General features: G+C 65.5%; 19 protein-coding genes and 1 other RNA gene. 4 read left to right on the top strand and 16 right to left on the bottom strand.

What is annotated here, in order from left to right; all coding sequences use genetic code 11:
• Positions 1 to 105: 105 nt before the first annotated feature.
• The 7 genes from murD to rsmH all read right to left on the bottom strand — a co-directional run bounded on the left by murD (position 106) and on the right by rsmH (position 8,851).
• A complete protein-coding gene (murD, locus tag AC0L2F_RS26735) occupies positions 106 to 1,506 on the bottom strand; it encodes a UDP-N-acetylmuramoyl-L-alanine--D-glutamate ligase (protein ID WP_473250434.1) in 1,401 nt (466 codons plus the stop codon).
• A gap of 7 nt (positions 1,507 to 1,513) precedes the next feature.
• Entirely contained in the window at positions 1,514 to 2,617 is a 1,104-nt protein-coding gene (gene mraY / locus AC0L2F_RS26730; RefSeq protein ID WP_007600847.1) for a phospho-N-acetylmuramoyl-pentapeptide-transferase, read from the bottom strand.
• A gap of 164 nt (positions 2,618 to 2,781) precedes the next feature.
• Positions 2,782 to 4,161 (bottom strand): UDP-N-acetylmuramoyl-tripeptide--D-alanyl-D-alanine ligase, encoded by a 1,380-nt coding sequence (locus tag AC0L2F_RS26725; protein ID WP_473250433.1) that lies wholly within the window; start codon positions 4,159 to 4,161, stop codon positions 2,782 to 2,784.
• A complete protein-coding gene (locus AC0L2F_RS26720; protein WP_473250432.1) occupies positions 4,158 to 5,630 on the bottom strand; it encodes a UDP-N-acetylmuramoyl-L-alanyl-D-glutamate--2,6-diaminopimelate ligase in 1,473 nt (490 codons plus the stop codon). Before AC0L2F_RS26720 ends, AC0L2F_RS26725 begins: the two co-directional genes overlap by 4 nt.
• Before the next feature lie 84 nt (positions 5,631 to 5,714).
• Complete coding sequence (locus tag AC0L2F_RS26715) at positions 5,715 to 7,469, bottom strand: peptidoglycan D,D-transpeptidase FtsI family protein (RefSeq protein ID WP_007613547.1); 1,755 nt, start codon at positions 7,467 to 7,469, stop codon at positions 5,715 to 5,717.
• Complete coding sequence (gene ftsL / locus AC0L2F_RS26710) at positions 7,466 to 7,858, bottom strand: cell division protein FtsL (RefSeq protein ID WP_007613549.1); 393 nt, start codon at positions 7,856 to 7,858, stop codon at positions 7,466 to 7,468. Before ftsL ends, AC0L2F_RS26715 begins: the two co-directional genes overlap by 4 nt.
• Before the next feature lie 3 nt (positions 7,859 to 7,861).
• Complete coding sequence (gene rsmH / locus AC0L2F_RS26705; protein ID WP_473250431.1) at positions 7,862 to 8,851, bottom strand: 16S rRNA (cytosine(1402)-N(4))-methyltransferase RsmH; 990 nt, start codon at positions 8,849 to 8,851, stop codon at positions 7,862 to 7,864.
• 525 nt (positions 8,852 to 9,376) lie between these two features.
• Between rsmH and AC0L2F_RS26700 the strand changes: the two genes are divergently transcribed.
• Entirely contained in the window at positions 9,377 to 10,159 is a 783-nt protein-coding gene (locus AC0L2F_RS26700) for an N-acetylmuramoyl-L-alanine amidase (RefSeq protein ID WP_035974348.1), read from the top strand.
• Positions 10,160 to 10,273: 114 nt separating this feature from the next.
• On the opposite strand, the gene AC0L2F_RS26695 is transcribed toward AC0L2F_RS26700, so the two are convergent.
• Positions 10,274 to 11,506, bottom strand: a complete 1,233-nt coding sequence (locus tag AC0L2F_RS26695) for an RNA polymerase sigma factor (protein ID WP_473250430.1) — start codon at positions 11,504 to 11,506, stop codon at positions 10,274 to 10,276.
• Positions 11,507 to 11,528: 22 nt separating this feature from the next.
• Positions 11,529 to 11,882 (bottom strand): YciI family protein, encoded by a 354-nt coding sequence (locus tag AC0L2F_RS26690; RefSeq protein ID WP_007600836.1) that lies wholly within the window; start codon positions 11,880 to 11,882, stop codon positions 11,529 to 11,531.
• A gap of 148 nt (positions 11,883 to 12,030) precedes the next feature.
• Here AC0L2F_RS26690 and rnpB point away from each other — a divergent pair.
• An RNA gene (rnpB, locus tag AC0L2F_RS26685) (RNase P RNA component class A) lies at positions 12,031 to 12,510 on the top strand.
• Between the two features lie 163 nt (positions 12,511 to 12,673).
• Here rnpB and AC0L2F_RS26680 read toward each other — a convergent pair.
• Both AC0L2F_RS26680 and AC0L2F_RS26675 read right to left on the bottom strand, forming a co-directional pair.
• Complete coding sequence (locus tag AC0L2F_RS26680; RefSeq protein WP_473250429.1) at positions 12,674 to 13,387, bottom strand: alpha/beta fold hydrolase; 714 nt, start codon at positions 13,385 to 13,387, stop codon at positions 12,674 to 12,676.
• Between the two features lie 72 nt (positions 13,388 to 13,459).
• Positions 13,460 to 13,924: a DUF983 domain-containing protein gene (locus tag AC0L2F_RS26675; protein ID WP_473250428.1), complete on the bottom strand. Its 465-nt coding sequence runs from the start codon at positions 13,922 to 13,924 to the stop codon at positions 13,460 to 13,462.
• A 49-nt stretch (positions 13,925 to 13,973) separates the two neighbouring features.
• On the opposite strand from AC0L2F_RS26675, the gene AC0L2F_RS26670 reads away from it, so the two are divergent.
• Both AC0L2F_RS26670 and AC0L2F_RS26665 read left to right on the top strand, forming a co-directional pair.
• Positions 13,974 to 15,344 (top strand): aminotransferase-like domain-containing protein, encoded by a 1,371-nt coding sequence (locus AC0L2F_RS26670; protein ID WP_473250427.1) that lies wholly within the window; start codon positions 13,974 to 13,976, stop codon positions 15,342 to 15,344.
• A 276-nt stretch (positions 15,345 to 15,620) separates the two neighbouring features.
• Positions 15,621 to 16,364, top strand: coding sequence for a sulfite exporter TauE/SafE family protein (locus AC0L2F_RS26665; protein WP_035974350.1), 744 nt, complete (start codon positions 15,621 to 15,623; stop codon positions 16,362 to 16,364).
• On the opposite strand, the gene AC0L2F_RS26660 is transcribed toward AC0L2F_RS26665, so the two are convergent.
• The 5 genes from AC0L2F_RS26660 to AC0L2F_RS26640 all read right to left on the bottom strand — a co-directional run bounded on the left by AC0L2F_RS26660 (position 16,361) and on the right by AC0L2F_RS26640 (position 24,582).
• Positions 16,361 to 17,629 (bottom strand): O-antigen ligase family protein, encoded by a 1,269-nt coding sequence (locus AC0L2F_RS26660; RefSeq protein ID WP_473250426.1) that lies wholly within the window; start codon positions 17,627 to 17,629, stop codon positions 16,361 to 16,363. The genes AC0L2F_RS26665 and AC0L2F_RS26660 overlap by 4 nt on opposite strands.
• A 72-nt stretch (positions 17,630 to 17,701) precedes the next feature.
• Positions 17,702 to 19,108, bottom strand: a complete 1,407-nt coding sequence (locus AC0L2F_RS26655) for an MATE family efflux transporter (RefSeq protein ID WP_473250425.1) — start codon at positions 19,106 to 19,108, stop codon at positions 17,702 to 17,704.
• Positions 19,109 to 19,175: 67 nt separating this feature from the next.
• The gene (locus AC0L2F_RS26650) at positions 19,176 to 20,975 is read right to left on the bottom strand and encodes an ABC transporter ATP-binding protein (RefSeq protein WP_473250424.1); all 1,800 of its coding nucleotides are present in this window, start codon (positions 20,973 to 20,975) and stop codon (positions 19,176 to 19,178) included.
• Between the two features lie 490 nt (positions 20,976 to 21,465).
• Entirely contained in the window at positions 21,466 to 23,052 is a 1,587-nt protein-coding gene (locus AC0L2F_RS26645; protein WP_473250423.1) for a DHA2 family efflux MFS transporter permease subunit, read from the bottom strand.
• A gap of 210 nt (positions 23,053 to 23,262) precedes the next feature.
• A complete protein-coding gene (locus AC0L2F_RS26640; RefSeq protein ID WP_473250422.1) occupies positions 23,263 to 24,582 on the bottom strand; it encodes an HlyD family secretion protein in 1,320 nt (439 codons plus the stop codon).
• Between the last annotated feature and the right edge of the window lie 96 nt (positions 24,583 to 24,678).

Below are 24,678 nucleotides of genomic sequence, written 5' to 3'. Positions count from 1 at the left end.
CCCCGGACGCAGCGCAGCGCCCTCGCGGTGCGCTGCAGAGCCGGGGCCCATTGTCACTTCTGGGTTCCAGCTCGCGCTACGCGCGTCCGGGACACGAGAAACTCGCTACACCACCGGCTTCACGCCCGGCAGCGCCTGCACCAGCTCGCGGAACCTGGTGCCGCGGATTTCGAAGTTGCGATACTGGTCGAAGGAGGCGCAGGCGGGTGACAGCAGGACGACCGCGTCAGTGATGCCCGACGCCTCCGCATCGCGCGCGGCTTGCTCGACCGCGACGTCGAGGGTCTGGCTGATCTCGTGCGGCACTTGCGTGCCGAGCGTGCCGGCAAACTCCTGCGCGGCCTCGCCGATCAAATAGGCCTTTCGGATGCGCGGGAAGTAGCCGGTGAGGCCGGTGATTCCGCCGGCCTTCGGCTTGCCGCCCGCGATCCAGAAGATGTCAGAAAAGGACGACAGCGCATGCGCGGTGGCGTCGGCATTGGTGCCCTTGGAGTCGTTGACGAACAGCACGTTGCCGCGGCGGCCGACCTGCTCCATGCGATGGGCAAGGCCGGGAAAGCTGCGCAGGCCGCTCTGCAAGACATCGAGATCGATGCCCATCGCGAGTGCGGCGGCGGCGGCACAGGCCGCATTCTGCGCGTTGTGCAGGCCGCGCAGAGAACCGATGCCCCCGAGTGCCGCGATTTCACTGCGCGCGCCACCCGAATTGCGCACGATATTGCCATGCTCGACATGAATGCCGCTGGCCAGCGGATTCCTGACCGAGATCCGCACCACATTCTTGCCGGCGCGATCGAGCCGGTCGGCGATATCGCGGCAAAAACCGTCGTCGACGCCGACGATGGCGGTGCCGCCGGCCTGCACACCCGCAACGAGACGCTCCTTCACCGCGGCGTAATGCGCGATGGTGCCGTGCCGATCGATGTGGTCCTCGCTGACATTGAGCAGAATGCCGACGGAGGGGTCGAGCGAGGGCGTGAGGTCGATCTGGTAGGACGACATCTCGATGACGTGGACGCGACCCATGCCCGGCGGCTCCAGCGACAGGATCGCGGTGCCGATATTGCCCCCCATCTGGGTGTCGTAGCCGGCGACCTTGGTCAGATGCGCGATCAGCGCCGTCGTCGTCGATTTACCATTCGTGCCGGTGATGGCGACGAACGGCGCATCCGGTGCGTGGCGGCGCCGTTCGCGGCAGAACAGCTCGATGTCGCCGATCACCTCGATAGCTGCCTCGCGCGCCTTCAGCACGCTCCAATGCGGCACCGGGTGGGTCAGCGGCACACCGGGCGCGAGCACCAGCGCGGCGAAATTCGCCCAGGAGACGTTGCGTAGATCAGCCGTGATGAAGCCCGCTTGCGCGGCCTTGGCGACGTTGTCGGCGCTGTCATCGCCTGCGATCACCTCGGCGCCGCCCGCCTTCAACGCGTGACAGGAGGCGAGCCCCGAACCGCCGAGGCCGAACACCGCGACCGTCTTGCCGGCAAAGGACGTGACCGGGATCATCGAGCGGTCACCGCAGCTTCAGCGTCGACAAGCCGGCGAGCGCCAGCATCACCGAGATGATCCAGAACCGGATCACGATCTGCGGCTCGGTCCAGCCGAGCTGCTCGAAATGGTGATGGATCGGCGCCATCCGGAAGATGCGTTTTCCCGTCATCTTGAACGACACCACCTGCACGATGACGGAGACCGCCTCCAGCACGAACAGGCCGCCGATCACCGCGAGCACGATCTCATGCTTCACCGCGACCGCGATCGCACCCAGCATGCCGCCGAGCGCGAGCGAGCCGGTGTCGCCCATGAAGATCGAGGCCGGCGGCGCGTTGAACCAGAGGAAGCCGAGACCGGCGCCCAGCAGCGCGCCGCAGAGCACGGCGAGCTCGCCGGTGCCGGCGACATATTTGATCTGGAGATAATCGGCGAACACCGCGTTGCCGGCGAGATAGGCGATCATCGCAAAGCTCGCGGTCGCGATCATCACGGGCACGATGGCAAGGCCGTCGAGACCGTCGGTGAGGTTCACCGCGTTGCCGGCGCCGACGATGACGAAGGCGCCGAACACGACGAAGAACCAGCCGAAATGCAGCACGGTGTCCTTCAGGAAAGGAATCGTCAGCGCGGTCGACGCGGGATCGCGGTTCAGCCGCACCAGCGCGTAGCAGGCCACAAGCGCGATCGCCGCCTCGATCAGCAGGCGGAGCTTGCTGCCGAAGCCGGTCGTGGTCTGCTTGGTCACCTTGAGATAATCGTCATAGAAGCCGACGAAGCCGAAACCGAGCGTCACCGCCAGCACGATCCAGACGTAAGGGTTAAGCGGATTGGCCCACAGCACCGTGCCGACCGTGAGGCCGGACAGGATCATCAGGCCGCCCATGGTGGGCGTGCCTTTCTTGGCGAGGTGCGATTGCGGACCATCGGCCCGGATCGGCTGGCCCTTGCCTTGGCGGATGCGCAGATGGTCGATGATCCAGGGCCCGAACAGGAACACGAACAGCGCGCCGGTGACGACGGCGCCGCCGGTGCGGAAGGTGATGTAACGGAAGACGTTCAGGAAGGTGCGAACGGCACCGAAGCCCGGAAATGTGTTGGAGAGCTCGATCAACCAGTAAAACATTCAGACGGTCCTATGGCGCCTTTGCACGCGCCTTGATCTTGGCCTTGTCAACCTGCCTCACGCGCATTCGCTGGTCTTCATCATGGGGTCGGGCGATCTCTAAAGAAAACGAACGACTTCGCGCCGGAAAGGGTGGGATTCGGGAACAGCGCCTTCCAAGCAGTTTACGCCCTTGCCTGCAAGGCGGCCACTAGGCCCGGCACAAACTTGTTGACCCAGAACATCTTCTTGCTGCCCTTGACAACCACGACATCGCCTGCCCTCAGCAGATTTGCGACCTCGCCCGGCTTCAGCGTAACGGGGTCGTCGTGCCAGCCGAGGCCCTTGCCGGCTGGAAGCACCTCGAACAGGTGACGCATCAGGGGCCCGACGCAATAGACGGCGTCGATGCCGTCGAGATGCCTGGCGAGGTCGGTGTGATAGGCCGGCGCGCCGTCGCCGAGCTCCAGCATGTCGCCGAGTACCGCAATGCGGCGGCCGCCGGTCGTGTTGCGCGCCTGCAGGCTTTGCAGCGCGGCAGCCACGCTGGCGGGATTGCCGTTGAAGCTGTCGTCGATCACGGTGACGCCGCCGACCGCCTGCTCGACGCCACGGCCGGTCATGATGCCGACCCGGTCGAGCTTGATCGCAAGCGTGGCCGCATCGAGGTTGGCCGCACGGATCGATGCAAGCGCGGCGAGCGCATTCTGGACGCGGTGCGGCGCGCCCGGCGTCAGGCTGAACGCGATCTCCTTCTTGCCGAGCGCGGCCACCACCTGCCAGCTGTCGCCATGCGGCGCGTGCGCGACCTCGTGCACCTCGGCTTTGTCGCCAAAGCGGATGACCTTGCCCTTCCAGTCCGGCGCCTTGATCCCGGCGGGCAGCACCAGCACACCTTCCGCGGGCAGGCCGAGTGCGATCGACACCTTCTCGCGGCGGATGGCTTCGAGCGAGCCGAGCTTCTCCAGATGCACCGGCTGGACGTTGACGACGAGCGCGACCGTCGGCCGCGTCAGTTCGCTGAGCCGCGCAATTTCGCCGGCCTGGTTCATGCCCATCTCGACGACCCAGAGACTGGCATCGGGGCGCGCATTGCACAGCGTCAGCGGCACGCCCCAGAAATTGTTGAAGCTCGACGGGCTGGCATAGGCATTGGGGTAGGCCGCGAGGAATTCCTTGGTGCTGGTTTTGCCGGCGCTGCCGGTGAGCCCGATCACCGGTCCGCTGAAGCGCGCACGTGCCGCGCGCGCAAGACCCCAGAGCCCGTCGATCAGCGTGTCCTTGACGACGATCTGCGGAATGCGGACGCCCGCGATCTCGTGCGGCACGATCATCGCGACCGCGCCGGAAGCTTCGGCCTTGTCCGCGAACTCCCAGCCGTCGCGCGCGCTGGCGAAGGCCGAGATGAAGCCGCCGCTCGGGGTGCCGCTCAGCGCCACGAACAGGCTGCCCGGCTTCACCAGCCGGCTGTCCTGGGTGACGAAGTCGATCGGCGTGTCCGGGAACGATCCGGCGGCGCCCAGCGCGCGCGCCACTTCGGCCACCGTCCATATGGGCGCGCTCATGCAATCCTCGACGCTAGTGCGGCGGCGACCGCCTCGTGATCACTGAAGGGCAAAACCTCTGCGCCGACGATCTGCCCGATCTCGTGCCCCTTGCCGGCGATGAGCAGCGCATCGCCATCTTCCAATTCCGCGATCGCGGTGCGGATCGCCGCGGCCCGGTCGCCGATTTCGCGGGCGCCCTTGGCGGCGGCGAGGATTTCGGCGCGGATGGATTCCGGCTTCTCGCTGCGCGGATTGTCGTCGGTGACGATGACGCCGTCGGCGTTGCCGGCCGCGATCTCGCCCATGATCGGACGTTTGCCGGCATCGCGGTCGCCGCCGGCGCCGAACACGACGACCAGCCTGCGCCTGGCGTAGGGACGCAGCGCCTGCAGCGCCTTGGCCAGCGCATCGGGCTTGTGCGCGTAGTCGACGAAGATCGGCGCACCGTTGCGCTCGCCGACGCGCTCCAAGCGGCCCTTGGCCCCTTCGAGACCTTCGAGGCTCGCGAACACGTTTCTGGCGTCGCTGCCGGTGCCGATGGCGAGACCGGCCGACACCAGCGCATTCTCGATCTGGAATTCGCCGACCAGCGGCAGCCGGATCGCATACCGCTTGCCGCGATGTTCGAGCGCGAGCACTTGCGAAAACCCTTCGACCTCCGCACCGGCGAGACGAATGCCCTCGCCTGATCCGTCCCCGTTGCGACCGACCGCCATCACGCGCAAGCCGCGCGAATTCGCCGCACTGATTGCCTCCGCCGAGCAATCATGATCGGCGGAGATCACGGCCGCGCCCCCCGGAGGGACAAGCTCGCGGAACAGCCTGAGCTTGGCCGCGAGATAATGCGCAACGGTCGGGTGGTAATCCATGTGGTCGCGCGAGAGATTGGTGAAGCCGCCGGCCGACACGCGCACGCCGTCGAGGCGATACTGATCGAGCCCGTGCGAGGAGGCCTCGAAGGCGAGGTGCGTGACGCCCTCGCGGGCGATCTCGTCCAACTGCCGGTGCAGTGCGATCGGATCGGGCGTCGTCAGCGAGCCGTAGACGGTACGCTTGGGCGAGACCAGGCCGATGGTTCCGATACTGGCGGAGGCGTGCCCGAGCCGTTCCCAGATCTGCCGGGTGAATGCGGCGACCGAGGTCTTGCCGCTGGTGCCGGTCACCGCCGCAATTGTCGCGGGCTGCGCGGGATAGAATCTTGCCGCGGCCAGCGCCAGCGCGCGGCGCGGATTGGCGACTGAGATGAACGGCACCTTGCAGCCATCAGGCGCATGCTCGCCGACGACCGCCACCGCGCCCGCGGCAATCGCGGCATCGATGAAGCGCGCACCGTCGGTCTTGCTGCCCGCAAGTGCGAAAAAGAGATGACCCGGCTTGACCGCGCGGCTGTCGAGGGCAACGCCGGTCACGTCGAGCGCCGCGACGGCGGGCTCGATTGCGGCGTCATTGCCCTGAACGTCCTGATCGAGGAGGTCGCGCAGCTTCATGGTCTTCCAGTCGACATGCCGGACCGGATCGCCGAATCTCCAGGGAAATCCCGACTCAGCAGCGGCAACGGCCCACCCGCTTGATTACTGGGTTGTCCTGGATGCTGCAAGAATAAGGCGCTCGGACGGCGGCAGATCGAACCGCGGTTCGACGCCCAAAAGCGGCGCGATCCGCTCGATCACCTTGCCGCCGGTCGGCACCGCGTTCCAGCCCGAGGTGATGAAACCCTTCGTTTCGGGAATCGCCTGGGGCTCGTCCAGCATGATCAGGATCTGATATTTTGGATCATCGCACGGCATGATCGCGGTGAAGGAGTTGAGCACGCGCTTTTTGGCATAGCGGCCGTTGATGACTTTCTCGGACGTGCCGGTCTTGCCGCCGACATAGTAACCCTTGACGTCAGCGGTCTTGGCGGTGCCGATTTCGGCATTGAGCCGCATCAGGAACCGCATCTTGTCGCTGGTCTCCGTCTTGATGACGCGCTTGGCCATCGCCGCCGCTTCGGATTCGGTCCGTTTCATGAAGGTTGGCGGAATCAGATAGCCGCCGTTCACCAGCGCGTTGATGCCCATCACCGCCTGGAGCGGCGCCACCGACATGCCCTGGCCGAACGCGATGGTCACCGTGTTCAGCTCGCCCCAGCGTCGCGGCACCAGGGGAGCCGCGCTCTCCGGCAGCTCGGTGCGCAGCCGCGTCAACTGTCCCATCTTGGCAAGGAACGCCTTGTGGGCCTCGACGCCCTGGCTGAGCGCGATCCGCGCCGCACCGATATTGGACGAATAGGTGAACACTTCCTTGGTGTTGATGAAGCGTCCAAGCGCGTGGCTGTCGTGAATGGTGAACTTGCCGTAGTGCAGGTTTCCGCGTGCATCCCACGACGAGTTCAAATTGATCTTGCCGGAATCCAGCGCCATCGCCAGCGTGAATGCCTTGAAGGTCGATCCCATTTCGTAGACGCCGGTGGTCAGGCGATTGATGCGGTCGGGGTCGTGCGCCTCCTTCGGACTGTTGGGATCGAAGTCCGGAAGGGAGACCATCGCCACGATCTCGCCGGTCTTGACGTTGGAGACGATGCCGGAGGCGGCCTTGGTGTGGTATTTCTCCTTGGCCTTCAGCAGCTCGTCACGCAGTGCGTGCTCGACGCGCAGATCGACCGAGAGCTCGATCGGTTTTTGCAGCCGGTCGGTGGCAAAGCCCGCGCGATGGAGATCGGCGAGCCCCTGATTGTCGAGCCACTTCTCCATGCCGGCGATGCCCTGGTTGTCGATGTTGACCAGACCGATGACGTGGGCGACCTCGTTGCCGGTCGGATAGACGCGCTTGTTCTCGCGTAGGAAGCCGATGCCGGGAATGCCGAGCTTGTGGATGTCCTGCTGTTGCTTCGCCGTAATCTCGCGCTTGAGCCAGACGAATCCCTTGCGCGTCTTCAGGCGCTCGCGCACCTCGGCCTCGTCGAGGTCGGGCACAGTGGCGGTCAGAAGCTCGATCGCCTCGTCCTTGTCGATGATGCGGCGCGGCTCGCCGAACAGGCTCGACGCCTTGACGTCGGTCGCGAGGATCGCACCATTGCGATCGACGATGTCGGGCCGCGCGGTCGCGACCACCTCCTGCGCCGCGGCGCGGCGCGCGCCGTGCGCGTCGGCGCCGATCGCGAACATCACGAGCCGGCCGCCGATCAGGGCGTAAACCGCGCCGAAGGCGAGCATCGCCAGGCCGACACGCGCCCGCGCCTTGGCCGCGCGATCGACGTTGCGCCCGTACAGCAGGCTGCGGATCAGCCGCTGCCGCCAAGGCTCGGTCGGCTTTTCTGCCGGTTTGGCCGGGGTCACAGCACTCATGGCTTGTCCTCGGGCTGAGGCACGGAGCCCGTCACATTATCGGGATCGCTGGCGGCTTCGATGGTGTTGAGCATGGCGCCGATCGGATCCGGCTCGCCCGGCCTGAACATGCGCGGCGGACGCTCGGGCAAATTCTTCAGTGAATCATATTGCGTGCCGTTGACCGGCTTGAGCTGCAGATGCCGATCGGACAGGCCTTGCAGGCGCTGGGGCGCATCGAGCTTGGCCCATTCGGAGCGCAGCGCCGCGATCGCATCGCGCTGCTCGCGGATCTCCGCATGCAGCCGCAGCACCTTTTCGGTGCGCGCCGTGGAGTCCATCTTGATCCTATAGACATAGGCCGCCGCGAAGATCAGCGCGCCGATGACGAGGAGGTGGATGAAGCGCATGCGCTAGCCACCTCTCATGACGTCGGAGAGTTTTGGCCAGGACGATTGCTCGCGATCGTCATGCGCGGGCGCCGAGGTGCGCTCGCCGGCGCGCAGTTTTGCCGACCGCGCGCGCGGGTTATGCGCGACTTCGTTTTCGCCTGCAATCACCGGCCGCCGCGTCAGCAGCTGAAAGCTCGGCACCGCCTGAGACACTTCCGGCAGATGGCGTGAGCCGCCACCCGTCTTGCTACGCTCGGCGAGAAAATTCTTGACGATGCGATCTTCCAGCGAATGGAACGAGACGACCACGAGGCGACCACCGGGCTTGAGCACACGCTCGGCAGCGATGAGTGCGTTCTGGAGTTCCTCGAGCTCTTCGTTGACGAAGATGCGCAGGGCCTGGAACGTCCGCGTCGCCGGGTGAATATCCCCAGGCTTGGAACGAACCACCCTGCCGACGAGATCGGCGAGCGCGCGCGTGGTGGTGAACGGCGTCTCCTGACGGTCCGCGACGATGGCGCGGGCGATGCGACGCGACTGCCGCTCTTCGCCGAGGAGATAGATGATGTCGGCGAGATCGCCTTCCGATGCGCGCGCCACGACATCGGCCGCAGTCGGGCCTGCCTGCCCCATCCGCATGTCGAGCGGACCATCGAGGCGGAACGAGAAGCCGCGGCCGGCCTGGTCGAGCTGCATCGAGGACACCCCGACATCCATCACGACGCCGGCGACGTCATCGACGCGTTGAGCCGCGCAGATTTCGGCGAGGTTGGAGAAGCGATCTTCAACGAGCGTCAGCCGGCCCGCCGAGCGTTCGACCAGCGCGGCGCCGCCCTCGATCGCAGTGCGATCGCGATCGATGGCAATCACCCGGGTTCCCGGCACGTCAAGAATCGCGCGGCTGTAGCCGCCGGCGCCAAAGGTCGCGTCGATGTATAGGCCGCCTTCGCGCGGGGCGAGGTGGTCGATGGCCTCACGGCCAAGAACGGGGATGTGCGGAGCCGAACTCATGCGCCAGGCCTGCCAATCGCCCCGCCGGACTCCCAAGTGAGATCGGGGACGAACAAGCTCATAGCGCCTCGAATGATTCCGCGTCGCGGCGGTTCCACGACCCAACCCCCGTCCAACATGGTTACCGTGCCCGGTCGTCCCGGGCCACCAACCCAGTATTCCCCTTGGAACTTGTCGGGCAGCCATGGGATTTCGAGCCAAAATACGCTTTGGCCGCCTCCGGACGCGGGTCGGCTCTTCATCTCTCAGTAACGGCCCTTAGCGTTAAGAAAGCGTTGATCGGCTCGCGACAAGTCGAAAAGCTGACGCGGCGGTGATGCTTCATCCACACACATGCGCCAAAATGCATCCGTTAACCCCGTCGCCCGATTGCGCACGATCGAGGGTAAAGGAATAGTAAAGAGAAGGGCTTGGCCCACACACTCTCTCTGTCTCGAGCTGTTTATGTCGTCCGGTTCGTCCACGCCGTCTGGATCTGATTCGAAGCGTCAACGTGTTCTCCCGGTTCCCAAGGCCGCCGCGAACATGCGGACGTTCGAGCCGGATTCCTCGATCGTCTCCGACATCATCCCCTCACCGAACCATGGCGACCGCAACAAGGGCCGGCAGCCCGATATGATCGTGCTGCATTACACCGGCATGCCCGACGTCGAAGGTGCGCTGGCGCGGCTCTGCTCCGCGGGTACCGAGGTGTCGGCACATTACGTCGTGCTGGAAGACGGCCGCATCGTGCAATGCGTGCCGGAGGCCAGGCGCGCCTGGCATGCCGGCGTCTCGTCCTGGTCCGGCGAGGACGACATCAACTCCTGCTCGATCGGGATCGAGATCGTCAATCGCGGCCACGATTGGGGCTATCCGGAGTTTCCGCTGCGCCAGATCGCCGCCGTGATCGCGCTGTGCCGCGGCATCATGCTCCGCCGCAAGGTGCCCGCGCACCGGGTGCTCGGCCATTCCGACGTGGCGCCCGCGCGCAAGAAAGATCCCGGCGAAAAATTTCCGTGGCATTCGCTCGCCAATTCCGGTGTCGGCCACTGGGTCACGCCCGCGCCGGTGGTGCGCGGCGAGAGCCTGATGCTCGGCACCATCAGCGACGAGGTGCTGAGCCTGCAGCAGGCGCTCGCCAGATACGGCTACGGCGTTCCCCTCACCGGCAAATACGACGCCGCAACCATGGAAGTCGTGACCGCGTTCCAGCGCCATTTCCGCCCGGCGCGACTGGATGGGGTCGCGGATCACTCGACGCTGTCGACCTTGCAGGCGCTGTTGGGAAGCTTGCCGGCGGAGGGAACGGCGGTCGCGTCGAAATAGTTGACGTCTTCGAGAACGTCTTGCTCCGTCATGCCCGGGCTTGTCCCGGGCATCCACGTCTTTGTCGCACAGGAAGAACGTGGATGGCCGGGACAAGTCCGGCCATGACGGAATTCAGTTCATCTCCCTCATCCTTCGCGCATAAAGTCGTTGCAGCGGCTCGAGCTGCGTCGCCTCCGTCGCCGCGCGATAGGCCTCGCGCGCCTCCTCCTTCCGGCCGAGCCGCCGCAACAAATCCGCCCGCACCGCCGGCAACAGCTCGTAGCCATGAAGCCCGCCCCGCGCCGTAATCGCATCCACGAGATCGAGCGCGCGTGCGGGACCATCGACCATCGACATTGCCGCTGCGTGATTCAGCTCGATCACCGGTGACGGATTGATCCGCAGCAGCACTTCATAGAGCCCGGCAATCTGCGGCCAGTCTGTCTGCTCATAGCTCGGCGCACGCGCATGCAACGCAGCGATCGCAGCTTGTACTCCATAGGGCTGTGGCGGGCCGGGCACGCGCAGTGCGTCGTCCACCAGACGCAGACCTTCCTCGATCTGTGCACGGTCCCACCGCGAGCGATCCTGCTCTTCCAGCAGCACGATGTCGCCCGCGGCGGTCTGGCGCCCTGCGCGGCGCGCATCGTGCAGCAGAATCAGCGCCAGCAGGCCCTTGATCCCCGCGCGATCGGGTAGCAGCCGGTCGAGCAAGCGGCCAAGCCGGATGGCCTCGGCCGCAAGATCGGGCCGCATCAAATCCGCACCCGACGTCGCCACATAGCCTTCGGTGAAGACCAGATAGATCACGGCAAGCACACCGTCGAGCCGCGGCACCAGCGTGCCGCGCTCGGGGACCTCATAGGGAATGCCGGCGAGCCTGATCTTCTGCTTGGCGCGGACGAGGCGCTGCCCCATTGCCTCCTCAGTGACGAGGAACGCGCGCGCGACCTGCGCCGTGGAGAGCCCGCAGACGGTGCGCAGCGTCAGCGCGACCTGGACTTCGGGCGCAAATGCAGGATGGCAGCAGGTGAAGATCAGCCGCAGCATGTCGTCGTCGAGCATCGCCGGCGGCTCATTGGGCGCTTGCGCGTTCAGCTCGAGCTCGTGCACGAGCGCCTGTTCCTTGCCGCGGAAGACGGCCTGGCGCCTGATGCGGTCGATCGCCTTGTGCTTGGCGACATTGACCAGCCAAGCGCGCGGGTTGTCGGGAAACTCGCACGCCGGCCAGCGCTCCAGTGCCGCCGCAAAGGCGTCCTGAAGCGCGTCCTCGGCGAGATCGAAATCGCCGACGAGGCGGATCAGCGTGGCCAGCGCCCGCCCCGCCTCGTCGCGGAAGATCTTGTCGATCTCGGACAGTGTCATGTGACGATGTGCGGCTGCGCCATCACTTGTCGTAGACCCAGATCGGCCGCACCTCGATCGAGCCGATGCGCGCCGACGGAATCCGCGACGCGATCTCGATCGCAGTGTCGAGATCCTTGGCCTCCACGAGGTAATAGCCGCCGAGCTGCTCGCGCGTTTCGGCAAACGGGCCATCGGTCGTCAGCGTCTTGCCATCGCGCACGCGGACCGTCGTCGCGGTCGTGGTCGGCTGCAAACGGTCGCCAGCCTTGAAATTGCCGCTCTGGATGATGCCTTGCGTGAACGTCTGATATTCCGCCGTCATCTGTTGGCCGGCGGCCGGACGCATATTCGCGTACTCGGCTTCGTTCTGGTAGATCATCAGCAAATACTGCATCGCTTAACTCCTGTTGCACTTGGGATCACCGACAACCAGTCGAACGGGACACGCTTCCAACGACATCTTCAGGATAAATTATTTCGGGCGAACCGTGCACGGCGATAACGGCTTGCAGAACCGACACAAATGCTCCATGCGTAAGCCGTCAGTCGGCCGGACGGCCGCTCCGGCAAGTGCCGAAAGGCCGCCGGGGAGGAAAGTCCGGGCTCCCTTGACATACGGTGCCGGATAACGTCCGGCGGGGGCGACCCCAGGGAAAGTGCCACAGAGAACGAACCGCCCGCCTTCGCCCCTTCGGGGCTTCGGCAGGCAGGCCCGCAAGGCTTGCCACGTCGTAGCAGCGTCAGCTGCGTAGACGGGTAAGGGTGAAAAGGTGCGGTAAGAGCGCACCGCGGCTGCGGCAACGGAGCCGGCATGGTAAACCCCACCGGGAGCAAAACCGAATAGGGACGGCATAGCGGGCTGTTCGCGAAAGCGATAACGCCGCGGGGCGATGTCAGGCCCGCCGTCCGGGTAGGTTGCTCGAGGCCATGTGCAAACATGGTCCCAGAGGAATGGCCGTCACGTATCGTTCGCGCAAGCGGACGGTGCCCTACAGAACCCGGCTTACAGGCCGGCTGATATCTTGCAACGAGGGGCTCTATGCTGACCGCATCGAGCCCCTCACCATTTGGCGCCGTCATTCCGGGGCTCGCGAAGCGAGAACCCGGAATCCATCAAGCCACAGAGTCTGTAGAGGAATGGATTCCGGGCTCGTGCTGCGCACGCCCCGGAATGACCACTGTGAGTTAGCCGACGATCTTCTCCAACACCGCCATCAGCGCCTCCGGCGCTGTCACGTTCGGCGCGTGACTGGCGTCGAGATCGAAAGTGCGCCAGCCATCCTCGCTCTTGGTGCGCCGGGCGAACTGCCCGAACACGTCGCCCGGCGGAATGCGCGTGCAATAGATGTAGCTGCGCGGCATCGCCGGCTCGCCATGTTCGAGCTTCAGCTTCGTCTCGAAACATTTGATCGGCATGTTGATCCGGCGGGCGTTGAGCCAGTCGAGATCGGCCTGCGGCGTATCCGGCGGCGGCGGGTTCGGCGGGATGCGGTAGCCGTCGCCAGAGCTTGCTGCCTTGCGCATCGGCTCGCGCCCGCCCTCATTGAGATCGAATAGCGACTGGCCGTCACGCGGCACGAAGGCGTCGAGATAGATCAATTGCGTCACCCGCTCGCGCGCGCGATCGGCGACGCCGGTGGCGACCATGCCGCCATAGCTATGGCCGAGCAGCACGATGTCCTCGAGGTCCTCAAACCTGATGACGTTGAGAATGTCCTGGATGTGCGTGTCGAGATCGATCGCGGGACTGGCCAGATGCGCGCGCTCGCCGAGCCCGGTATAGGTCGGCGCAATCAGACGATGGCCGGCCTGCGCCATCAGCGGATGCATCTTCTTCCAGGCCCATCCGCCGGACCACGCGCCGTGACAGAGCAGGAAGGTTTTTGAGCGTGCGGCCATCGGCGTTTCCATCATTCTTGTTTGTACGATGGAGTGTAGCGGACGACCCCGCGATGTAAACGCTATGGCTCCTTAAGCCGCGCGCGTGTTCACCTTCACGAAAACGGGTGCACCCTGACCAGCTTCGCGCCGCAGCTTGCCCGGCTCAAAACCGTGCATGCCGATCTGCCATTGCAGCCCGACGATGGCACCCTTGGTCGGCTGCAGCAGCGCGAGCGAAGCGAACAAGGTCACCGGCAACCACACCGCCAGTTGCAGCCAAACGGCCGGCGCATAGGCGGTTTCGATCGCGAGGATCGCAGGGACCACGAGATGGCCGACAACGACCATCACGAGATAGGCCGGAAAATCGTCGGCGCGCTGGTGGAACAGCTCCTCGCCGCAATGGTCGCAGGTATCCGCCACCTTCAGGAAACGGCCGAATGCATGCCCTTCGCCGCAGTTCGGGCACTTGCCCCGAAATCCGCGCCACATCGCTTTTGCCAGAGAGACTGAACCGGTCGCCATGACCCCACCTCTTCCTTTTCTACGATCCATACAATAATATCTTGCATCCATACATTCAAAGGATATGGGCGCTAATTGCATGGATTGGACCCCTACAATCTCGGAGCTGAGCGGGCCGCGCTATCAGCGAATCGTCGAGGCCATGGAGGCCGATATCGCCGCCGGCCGGCTGGTCCGCGGGCAGCAACTGCCGACGCAGCGGGCGCTGGCAAAGGCGCTCGGCATCGACCTCACCACGGTGACCCGCGCCTACACCGAGGCGCGGCGCCGCGGCATCATGGAAGCCCGGGTCGGCCAGGGCTCGTTCGTGTCGGAGACCAGCGCGCGCCGCGCGGTCGATCTGCCGCATCCCGTCGCGATCGACCTCTCGATGAACGTGCCGCCGCAGCCACTCGAAGCGCAGCTCGACGAGCGCATCATCGCCGGGATGGAAGCCATCCGCGCGCAATCGGGCCTGACGGCGCATCTCAACTACCAGCCGCCCGGCGGCAGCGCACACGAGCGCGAGGTCGCGGCGCGATGGATGCGCGCACGCGTGCCACATGCGCATGCCGACAGGCTCGTGATCTTTCCCGGCGCGCAGACGATTCTGTTCAATCTGCTCGCACATCTTGCGCGTCCAGGTGACGTCGTGCTGACGGAAGCCCTCACCTTTCCCGGCATCAGGGCCGCCGCCGCGCGGCTCGGCGTCAAGCTCGTCGGCGTCGCCATGGATGACGGCGGCATCCTGCCCGACGCGCTGGCGAAGGCTTGCCGCACGCATAAGCCGAAGGCGGTCTATCTCATTCCGACGCTGCACAATCCGACCACAGCGACGCTGCTCCCCGAGCGCCGCAGCGCCATCGCCAAGATCATCAACGATGCCGATACGATTCTGATCGAGGACGACGCCTACGGGCTGCTCGATCGGTCGGCATCGCCGATCGCCAATCTCATTCCGGATCGGACTTATCTCGCGACCACGCTGTCGAAATGTATCGCGCCCGCGCTGCGGGTTGCCTATCTGGTCACGCCGGACAGCAGCTCGCAGCGGGAGATGCGCAACTCTTTGCAGGCAACGGTGCAGATGCCGGCGCCGCTGATGGTCGCGTTGGTGACGCATTGGATCGAGACCGGCATCGCCGACCGCATCATCACCGCCATCAGGAGCGAGGCGATCGGCCGCCAGCAGCTCGCGCAACGGGCGCTGAAAGGCTTTGAGTTCCAGGCCAAGCCCGCCGCTCACCATCTTTGGCTGCGGCTGCCGGAGGGCCGTGCCGACGTCGCGGCGCATCTGCTGCGGAATGGACTGGCAGTCGTCGCCGGCGAGGCCTTCGACGTCGACGGAACGCTGCCGCATGCGGCACGCGTCTCGCTTGGCGCGGCGCGCAACAGGGCGGAATTGACGGAAGCGCTGCGCATCCTCGTGAGCGCGCTGCACAGGCCCGCCGACACCAGACAGATCGTCTAGCAAATACCTATCGATGCTGACGGCGATGCCGCGAGCGCACGATTGGTGCGACGGGGGACGGATAGGCCGCATAGGCTTCGCTCGGCGCGACGGCAATCTTCGTGCGGGTCATCATCCTTCTCCATAGTCTCATTCGGGAGACTGGCCGATCGACCGCAGCGCTGCTGAGGATCACGCTTGCGTACGGTTTTGAAATTGACCTGCACGGCCACAGCTGTGCTATGCGAGCAATGGCGATCAACAGTTCGGGATCGCCCAGGCGACAGGGACAATCTGTTGGAAATGCTCACCTACGCGCTGCTGCTGCTCGGCGCACTGGCCGGGGGCTTCGTCTCGGGCCTTGCCGGTTTCGGCACGGCGCTGATGGCACTCGGCATCTGGCTCTATGTACTGCCGCCCTCGCTCGCGGTGCCCCTGGTGCTGATCTGCTCGGTGATCGCGCAGAGCTCGACGCTGCCGTCGATGTGGAAAAGTTTCGATCTCGCGCTGGTCTGGCCGTTCCTGATTGGAGGACTGATCGGCGTGCCGCTGGGCACCATGCTGGTCGCCTCCGCCGATCCAAAAGTGTTCAAACTGAGCGTCGGCGTGCTGATCCTGGTGTTTTCGACCGCTCTCTATCTCAACAAGCAGCCGCTCGCCCTCACCTTCGGCGGCCGCATTGCCGACGGCGCGATCGGTTTTGCTGGCGGCATATTGGGTGGCCTTGCCGGACTGTCCGGGCCGCTGCCGATCCTGTGGGCGAACATCCGCGGCTGGAACAAGCACGAGCGGCGCGGCATCTTCCAGCTTTTCAATTTCACCGTGCTCGCCGCCGCTTTGGTGTTGCAGACCGCCTCGGGCCTCGTCGCGTTCAAGGTGGTCTGGCTCGCGGTGATCGCATTTCCGGGCACGCTGATCGGCGCATGGGCCGGCGCGCGCGTCTATCACGCGCTGAGCGACAAGCATTTCGGCGATGTCGTGCTCGGTCTCTTGTTCCTGTCGGGCCTCGGCCTCGTCTGGAACAGTTTGGGCACGCACTAACTCCGTATCGTCTTCGCGGCGAGCGCCGTGCCGCCGGCAATTCCGACGCCAAGCACGTAGATCCAGCCCTCGGCGAAATCGAACAGATGCGAATTGAGCAGCGAGGACAGCATGTTCTGCACCACGACCAGGAGGCCGACCCAGCAGGCCAGACCCTCTCCGCGAAACAGCGAGAGATGCGCGAACCAGAGCGCGTAGAGGACCACCACGCCCAGCGCTCCCCATTGCACGGCGACATTGAGCGTCTGGTTGTGGGGATCACCGACGATTTCCGCCCGAACCCCGCTCTCGCCGGCAGCCGCGCGCTCGAACAGGCCGCGGATCGCGCCGGTGCCGTGACCAAGCAGCGGCGCTTCCGCGGTGAACGCCAGCGATTTGCGCCAGAACTCCAGTCGGGACCCCATGCCGCTGACGTCGTTGCCGACGATGCTGACTTCGTAGTCTCCGCTGAACTTGGCGAGCGTCGCGCGCAGATGCGGCGAGACGGTCCACAGCAGCACGGCCAACATCCCCATCACGCCCGCGGCGAGCAGCGCGGTGCGGCGGCGCAGATGCAAGAGGGCGAAGACCACGATCAGGATCGGCAGCGTCACCAGCGCCGTCCGCGAGACCACGACGAACATCATGTTGGCGAGGAAGCCGATCGCGAGCGCCACGAACAGCGCCGCGATGCGGTAACGGCCCTCTCGCAGCAGCGACACGATCGGGTAGGCCAGCGCGATCGCACAGAGTGCGAACTCCTGGCTCTGGTCGATATAATTGCGCACAGCGATCCCGCTTTCGACCTTGTAAGGCCCGCGCGACAGATAGAGTTTCAGCGACAGTGCGGGATCGACGGCGACGGCGAAGGAATAGAGCATCAGCGCCGTGCAGGACACCAGGAACGCCGAAAACACCCAGCCGCCAAACGGCCAGTGCTCGAACTGGTAGATCAGAAGCGGAATCACCAGCAGCTTCGCCGCCGGGCCGATCGCATGGATTCGATCAGGCCACGGCGCATCCGACCAGAGCGCGCCGATGGCGGCGAGCGCGACCAGCGCAATCGGCAGCAGGCAGACCGGCCGAAGCAGCGAACGCGGAAATTCGCGGAGGTCGGCGAACGCGAACGCGATCAGCCAGGGTATGAGCGCAAAGGTGAGCCCGGTCGTGGTCCACGGCAGGAGCAGCGCGATCAGCGCGACGAAGCGGGCTGGCGTGCGATAGCGTGCCGCCCAGATCGCGGAGAGCCAGGAATTGGGCCGCTGCTCGTTCGACACCTCGGTCATTTGGCCCCTTGCAGCCGCCATCCCCACGGTGCCGCAAATTAGCCGGAGCCGTGGGGCGGGGACAAGCGATCGCTACGCGGGCGCGCGTGCAGGAGACGCCGCGGGCTCGGGCGCAGCCTGTGCTGGAGCCTCCTCGTGCCGGAGCACCACCAGGTGCTTGCTGAATTCGCGCCGTAGCAGCCACAAGCTCAGCGCCGCCTGCAGCGTGGTCGCCGCGATCGACAAGTACCAGACGTACTCCATCCGGAAGCCCGGCCGCGTCGACAGCCAGATCGCCGGCAGCGAATAGGTGAACACGCGCGTTGCCGAGCTCCACAGCACCGGCTTGGTATTGCCGAGGCCCTGGAACATGCTCGAGCAGGTGAAGATCAGGCCCTGCGCCACCATGTTGAGCGAGATGATCCGCAGGAACAGGAAAGCGATCTCCATGGTCTCCCGGTCGTTCGAGAACCCCGCGAGCAGGAACTGCGGCTTCAACTGCGCAAGGCACATGAAGCCGATCATCACGACACTGGTGATCAGCGCCGCCTTGACGAAGGTTTCGCGCACGCGCTCGCCTTTTCCGGCGCCCATGTTCTGGCCGGCGATCGGCCCGGCGGCGAGCGCAACCGCAAGCGCCGGCATCTGGATCAGGGCCAGGACTCGTTGTCCTATCCCGAACCCCGCCTGCGCCGCCGCGCCGAAATCGCGCAGCACGAAATAGACCACCGCCATGAAGATGAACATCATCGCAAACTCGCCGCCGGCAGGCAGACCGACATTGAGGATGCGCTTCAGATGGCGCGGCTGCGGACGCCACTGCGCCGGATTGAAGGCGACATAGCGCTCGACCTTGCGGAAATACGCAAACAGCATCAGGGCGCCGACGGCGACCGCGATCGAGCTCGCCAGCCCCGCGCCGGCGACGCCGAACGCGTAGCCGGTGCCCCAGCCCGAGATCAGCACCGGCGCCAGCGCGATGTTGATGACGACCGCGAGGACGCGCACCAACATGGCGGGGCGCACGATGCCGGTCGCGCGCAGCGCGGATGCAATCACTTGCATGACGAATTCCAGGGCGAGCGCCGGCATGAACCACAGCAGATAAGTGGTTCCCGCCTCGATCGTGGCCTGGTCCGCGGCGATCGAACGCATATAGAGGCGCGACAGCGCCGATCCCGCGACCAGGGTCAACACGCCGAACAGCGCCGACAGCGCGACCGCCTGGTTGAAGATCAGATTGGCGTCCGGCCGATCCTTGCGTCCCACGGCATGCGCGATCAGCGCCACCGTGCCGACACCGAGCACCTGCATCAACGCGTTGACGAGAAAGCCGGCGTTGCCGGCCGCGGCGACACCCGCAACGGCGGCATCGCCCAATCCCGAAACGAAATACAGATCGACCAGCTGGCAGATCATGATCGAGATCATGCCGGCCATGATCGGTGGCGACATGACCAGGATGTGTCGGACGATGGAGCCGTCTGTCAGGTCTTTCATCTCATTCCACCCTCTGGCGGCGCAGCGTCAGGAAGTTCGCCTCGATGCCACGCGCCATTCCTCTTCCTCACTCCGCCGCCGCGATGCGCCCGAGCTCCACCACCTGGCGCTCGAACAGGCCGCGATAGATGCCGCCGGGTTTGGACGCGAGCCTGGCATGCGTGCCTTGCTCGACGATCTCGCCGCGGTCGAACACCAGGATGCGATCGAGGCTCTTCACCGTCGACAGCCGGTGCGCGATCACGATCGAGGTCCGGCCTCGCATCAGCCGCTCCATCGCCTGCTGGATCAGCGCCTCGGATTCCGAATCGAGGCTCGAGGTCGCTTCGTCCAGGATCAGCACCGGCGCGTCCGCCAGGAAGGCGCGCGCCAGCGCCACACGCTGCCGCTCGCCGCCGGAGAGCTTGACGCCGCGCTCGCCGACCAGCGTGCCGTAGCCCTTGGGCAGGCGCACGATGAAATCGTGCGCGTTGGCCAGCCGTGCTGCCTGCTCGATCGCCTCCAGGCTGGCGCCGGGCCGGCCATAGGCGATGTTCTCGGCGAGCGAGCGGTGAAACAGGATCGGGTCCTGCTGCACGATCGCGATCTGGCTGCGCAGCGAATGCTGCGTGGCCTTGGCGATGTCCTGCCCATCGATCAGAACACGGCCGCCGGTGACGTCGTAGAGCCGCTGCACCAGCTTGACGAAGGTGGTCTTGCCCGAGCCGGAGCGGCCGACGAGACCGACGCGTTCGCCGGCGCGGATCGTGACCGACAATCCGTCATAGAGTGGCGCGTGATGGCCGCCATAGTGAAAGGTGACGTCGTCGAACACGAGCTCGCCGCGCTGGATCGCGATCGGCCGCGCGTCCAGCGCGTCCGCAATCCCGATCGGCTCGTCGTGGATCGCCACCAGCTCTTCCATGTCGTTGACCGAACGCTGCAGGTTGTTGATGTGCATTCCGACGTCGCGCAAATAGGCATGGATGACATAGTAGCTCGTCAGCACATAGGTGACGTCGCCGGGCGAGGCCCGCCCCGACATCCACAGCAGCACGGCACCGCCGATCACGGAGGCGCGCAAGGCCAGCAGCACCGAGAGCTGCGCCAGATTGGTGTAGTTGTAGCGCAGCCACGTCCGCCGCACGCGCACGCGCCAGCGGTTGACGACCCGGGCAAGCCGCGCATCCTCGCGCGCCTCCGCGCCGAAGGACTTCACCACCGCGTTGCAGGTCAGCGCATCCGCAAGCGTGCCGCCGACCTTGGTGTCCCAGGCATTGGAGATTCGCGCGGCCGGCGCGATGTAGCGCATCGAGAACAGCACCGTCATCGTGACATAGGCCAGCGCGCCCAGCGCGATCACCGCGCCAAGCGAGGCCCAGTGCAGGCCGAGCAGGATCATCGAACCGATCAGCACCAGCAGCGACGGCGCCAGCGCCATCAAGATGGTGTCGTTCAACAGGTCGAGCGCCCACATGCCGCGGGTGACCTTGCGCACCGTGGATCCCGCGAAGGAGTTGGCGTGCCAGTCGGTCGAGAAGCGTTGCACGCGCATGAAGGCTTCCTGCGCGACCTCGGACATGATCTTCAGCGAGAACGGCACGATGGCCTGGAGGCCGGTCAGCCGCAGCACCATGGACGCCGCGCCCAGCGCCACGATACCGCCCAGGGCCATCAGCGCCGCGTGCCGTGCGGCGGGATCGGACGGGCCGCGGGTCAGGGCGTCGACCAGATGGCCGGAGAAGACCGGCATGAACAGGTCGGCGATGGTCGCACCCAGCAAGCCGCCGGCGACGATGAGGGTACGCCCCGGCTGCTTCAGCCAGTGCCGGAACACGAATGGCAGCACCACGCGTATCGCCGCGGGCCGTTTTGACAGAGCGGTCATGGCATCATCCGGCCGCTTATGGCGCGGGCCGGCTCCATTGATGGACGCAGGCCGGCCGCGAGGGCCGAGACGGCGTCACTTAAAGTTGGCTTTGATCTGGGAAGCGAAGCGATCGGGACTGAAAGCCCAATCGAAGCTGGCGGAAGAGGCCTCTAGGAGGCCGAGCACATACCGAGCCAGAACATCATCGAGCGCGGGCGTGCGATCTGCGAATGCGACGAAATCATGCAAATCCTCCCGGTTCGATGGAATGAGCTGCGCTTTATAGATGTGTCATTGGTGATTTGCAACGGGGCTCGCGCGAGATCACGCACGAGTGTTGCAAATTGGTGCGAGGTGCCTTGGCCCGCGTCGCCGCCGGCTCAATCTCCACCGTCATGCCCGCGAAGGCGGGCATCCAGTACGCCGCGACGCCTCGGCTCCATCACAGCCTTCTCGGAATACTGGATCGCCTGCCTTCGCGGGCGATGATACCGAATGAAGGGCTGGCTTAATGCGCGTCGCCGCTGGCGCCGAACGGCGAGGCCGGCCTCTTCAACAGTGTGACGAGCAGGGTGAGGCCGAGATAGAACAGCGTCAGCATAAAGAAAGCATCGCCGAAGCTCATCACCACGGCCTGGCGATGCACGAGTTGGCTGAGCTGCTTCATCGCCATCAGCGTGGAATCGCCGAGCCCCTGAAACTTCTGCATGAACATGGTCAGGGTTTCGGTCGCGGTCGCGTTGCCCCAGGTCACGCGCTCCTGCAGGCGCGTGATGTGCAGGTCGGTGCGGTCGTTGAGCACGGTGTTGATGACGGCGAGACCAACGGCGCCGCCGAGATTGCGCATCAGGTTGAAGAGGCCCGAGGCGTTCTTCACCCGGTCCGGCGCAAGCGTACCGAGCGCGATGTTGTTGGTCGGCACCATCGCGAACATCATGCCGATGCCGCGCAGGATCTGCGGAATCAACAGCTCGTAGAAATCGTAGTCGCGCGTGATCCAGGTCATCTGGTAGGAGCCGAGCGCGAACACGACGAGCCCGAACGCGATCATGTAGCGCATGTCGTACTTTGCCATGAGGCGGCCGACCACCGGCGCGACCATGAACATGGTGATTCCCGAGACGAACATGGTCTCGCCGATCATCAGCGCACTATAGCCGCGCACTTCGGCGAGATAGCGCGGATAGATGTAGGTCAGGCCGTAGAGGCCGATGCCGATGCAGAACTGAAGGACGCAGCCGATCGCGAAATTGCGATTGGAAAAGGTGCGTAGATTGACGATCGGCTCGGCCGCGGTGAAGACGCGCCAGAAGAAGGCGATCGCCGAGATGCCGCAGATCCAGGCGCAGATCGCGACCGAGGGGTCCTGCATCCATTCATATTGCGGGCCCTCCTCCAGAACGTATTCCAGCGTGCCCAGGAAGCCGGCCATGAACAGCAGCCCCCACCAGTCGAAACGATCGAGCAATTCGAAATGCGGCTCGTCGAAATCGACCAGCGCCAGCACGCCGATGGTGATGCCGATGCCGGGCACGATGTTGATGAAGAACAACCAGTTCCAGGACATCAGGTCGGTGATGTAGCCGCCGACGGTCGGTCCGATGGTCGGCGCCAGCGTCGCGACGAGCCCGATGATCGGACCGACGATGTGGAATTTGGTGCGTGGGAAAACGGTATAGGCCGAGGCGAACACCGTCGGAATCATGCCGGCGCCGAGAAAACCTTGCAGCGCGCGCCAGAGGATCATCTCCTCGATGGTGGTGGCGAAGCCGCAGAGCAGGCTCGATGCGGTAAAGCCGGCCGCCGAGATCGCAAATAACAGCCGCGTGCCGAAGGCGCGCGACAGAAATCCCGATAGCGGAATCGCGATCACTTCGGCGATCAAATAGGCGGTCTGGACCCAGGAGACCTCGCTGGAGCTTGCCGACAGGCCGGCCTGGATTTCACTCAGGGACGCCGAGACGATCTGGATGTCCAGGATCGACATGAACATCCCGAACACCATGATGACGAAAGCGAACAGCCGCTTCGGCGCAATGCGCTCCGAAGCGGGGTCCGCCATCATGGCAGGTGAAGCGGTCGTGGCGTTCGCCATGGTGTCAGCTCTGATCGCTGCAAGCCGCGGGGTTGGTGCACCTCTCCCGCTTGCGGGAGAGGTCGGCGCGGAGCGCCGGGTGAGGGCTCTCTCCGCTTGGGGATTGTCCCGTTGCGGAGACACCCTCTCCCCAACCCTCTCCCGCAGGCGGGAGAGGGAGCGCAGCGTCGTTCGGGGCTGGAGTGCTGCCAAGCGCCATCGCCAGCAATCCTACTGGGGATGGATCATGGTGGCGTCGTCGAGATCGACCTCGCTGTCGGCGTCGGTCGCGCCCTTGTTGGTATCGACCGTCGCAGTGACCGACATCCCGGCACGGAGCAGGTTTTGCTTCGCGACCGACTTCGGCACGCGGATGCGGACCGGCACGCGCTGCACGATCTTGGTGAAGTTGCCGGTGGCGTTGTCAGGCGGCAGCAGCGTGAAGACCGAGCCCGCGCCCGCCGCGATGCTGTCGACGACGCCGGAGAACTTGCGCATGCCGTAGGCGTCGACCTTGATCGTCACCGGCTGGCCGGGGCGGATGCGCTTGAGCTGGGTCTCCTTGAAATTGGCGTCGATATAGACGTTGTCGAGCGGCACGACGTTGCCGAGCCGCTGGCCCACCGCGACGAAGTCGCCGGCACTGACGAGGCGGTTCGAGAACGTGCCGTCGACCGGCGCGCGCACCGCGGTGAAGGCGAGATCGCGCTCGGCCTTGGCCAGCGTGGTCTTGAGCTCGGCGAGCTGCGCCTGCGCTTCGGCCTGCTGCGCCTTGGCGACGTCGACATTGCTGAGCGCGACATCGTAGGCGGCCTGCGCAGCCTTGACCGCGGCGGCGCCCTGGTCGCGTCCGGCTTCGGAGCTCTCGAAGGTGGCGCGCGAGGCAAAACCCTTGTTGCTCAACGCCTGCTGGCGCTCATAATCGAGGTCGGCGCGCTTGAGGCCGGCTTCGGCGGAGACGAGCTGCGCCTTGGCCTGTGCGACCTGGCTGTCGAGCGCCGCGACCTGGCGGCCGATGCGATCGATGGTGGCCTGCTGGGTCGCGATCCTGGTCGCGGCGGCGTCGACCGCGATCTTGTAGTCGCCGTCGTCGATACGAAAGACGATGTCGCCGGCGCGCACCGTCGTGTTGTCGCCGGCGAGGATCGAGGAGACGTGGCCGGCAACGCGCGCGCCCAGCATGGTGTTGTTGGCGCGGACATAGGCGTCGTCGGTCGCGACGTAGAAGCGGCCGACCAGCGTGTAATAGCCGGCATAGCTCGCGGCCGCGAGCGCCAGAAGCAGCCCTACTCCCATCATCACGAATTTGCGCTTGCCGGACTTCGGCGCGCCGGCGGCGGCGGGCGCGTCTGGGGCTGCGGCCGGCTTGTCGGTCACGGGCGTCTCCGGCGCCTCGCTGGGGCGGCGCTTGGTTTCCTCAGCCACATGAGAGCGCAACTGCTCGGCGAGAGCCACAGACGTCTCGGTGGCAGCGTCACCACCCGCGGGCGCCGGCGTCTCCACGGCGTCCGGGCGAAGGACGCGCGCAGCCTGGTCTCTCACTACGGCCATGAAGGCCTCCCCAAAAAAAAAGCGCGAAGAGGGACAACCGCCGTACGGCCGGTTCCCTCTCGCCTATCCCAAATATCATTGACCGAACGGTTCGGT

This window comes from Bradyrhizobium sp. Ken64 (assembly GCF_055807555.1).
The sequence above is the reverse complement of the archived record's forward strand: the minus strand, read 5'-3'. Positions and strand labels throughout refer to the sequence as shown.

Coding starts and splice junctions, on each gene's coding strand:
- murD (WP_473250434.1), bottom strand. CDS start 1,506: ATGATCCCGGTCACGTCCTTTGCCGGCAAGACGGTCGCGGTGTTCGGC.
- mraY (WP_007600847.1), bottom strand. CDS start 2,617: ATGTTTTACTGGTTGATCGAGCTCTCCAACACATTTCCGGGCTTCGGT.
- AC0L2F_RS26725 (WP_473250433.1), bottom strand. CDS start 4,161: ATGAGCGCGCCCATATGGACGGTGGCCGAAGTGGCGCGCGCGCTGGGC.
- AC0L2F_RS26720 (WP_473250432.1), bottom strand. CDS start 5,630: ATGAAGCTGCGCGACCTCCTCGATCAGGACGTTCAGGGCAATGACGCC.
- AC0L2F_RS26715 (WP_007613547.1), bottom strand. CDS start 7,469: ATGAGTGCTGTGACCCCGGCCAAACCGGCAGAAAAGCCGACCGAGCCT.
- ftsL (WP_007613549.1), bottom strand. CDS start 7,858: ATGCGCTTCATCCACCTCCTCGTCATCGGCGCGCTGATCTTCGCGGCG.
- rsmH (WP_473250431.1), bottom strand. CDS start 8,851: ATGAGTTCGGCTCCGCACATCCCCGTTCTTGGCCGTGAGGCCATCGAC.
- AC0L2F_RS26700 (WP_035974348.1), top strand. CDS start 9,377: ATGCGGACGTTCGAGCCGGATTCCTCGATCGTCTCCGACATCATCCCC.
- AC0L2F_RS26695 (WP_473250430.1), bottom strand. CDS start 11,506: ATGACACTGTCCGAGATCGACAAGATCTTCCGCGACGAGGCGGGGCGG.
- AC0L2F_RS26690 (WP_007600836.1), bottom strand. CDS start 11,882: ATGCAGTATTTGCTGATGATCTACCAGAACGAAGCCGAGTACGCGAAT.
- AC0L2F_RS26680 (WP_473250429.1), bottom strand. CDS start 13,387: ATGGCCGCACGCTCAAAAACCTTCCTGCTCTGTCACGGCGCGTGGTCC.
- AC0L2F_RS26675 (WP_473250428.1), bottom strand. CDS start 13,924: ATGGATCGTAGAAAAGGAAGAGGTGGGGTCATGGCGACCGGTTCAGTC.
- AC0L2F_RS26670 (WP_473250427.1), top strand. CDS start 13,974: ATGGATTGGACCCCTACAATCTCGGAGCTGAGCGGGCCGCGCTATCAG.
- AC0L2F_RS26660 (WP_473250426.1), bottom strand. CDS start 17,629: ATGACCGAGGTGTCGAACGAGCAGCGGCCCAATTCCTGGCTCTCCGCG.
- AC0L2F_RS26655 (WP_473250425.1), bottom strand. CDS start 19,108: ATGAAAGACCTGACAGACGGCTCCATCGTCCGACACATCCTGGTCATG.
- AC0L2F_RS26650 (WP_473250424.1), bottom strand. CDS start 20,975: ATGACCGCTCTGTCAAAACGGCCCGCGGCGATACGCGTGGTGCTGCCA.
- AC0L2F_RS26645 (WP_473250423.1), bottom strand. CDS start 23,052: ATGGCGAACGCCACGACCGCTTCACCTGCCATGATGGCGGACCCCGCT.
- AC0L2F_RS26640 (WP_473250422.1), bottom strand. CDS start 24,582: ATGGCCGTAGTGAGAGACCAGGCTGCGCGCGTCCTTCGCCCGGACGCC.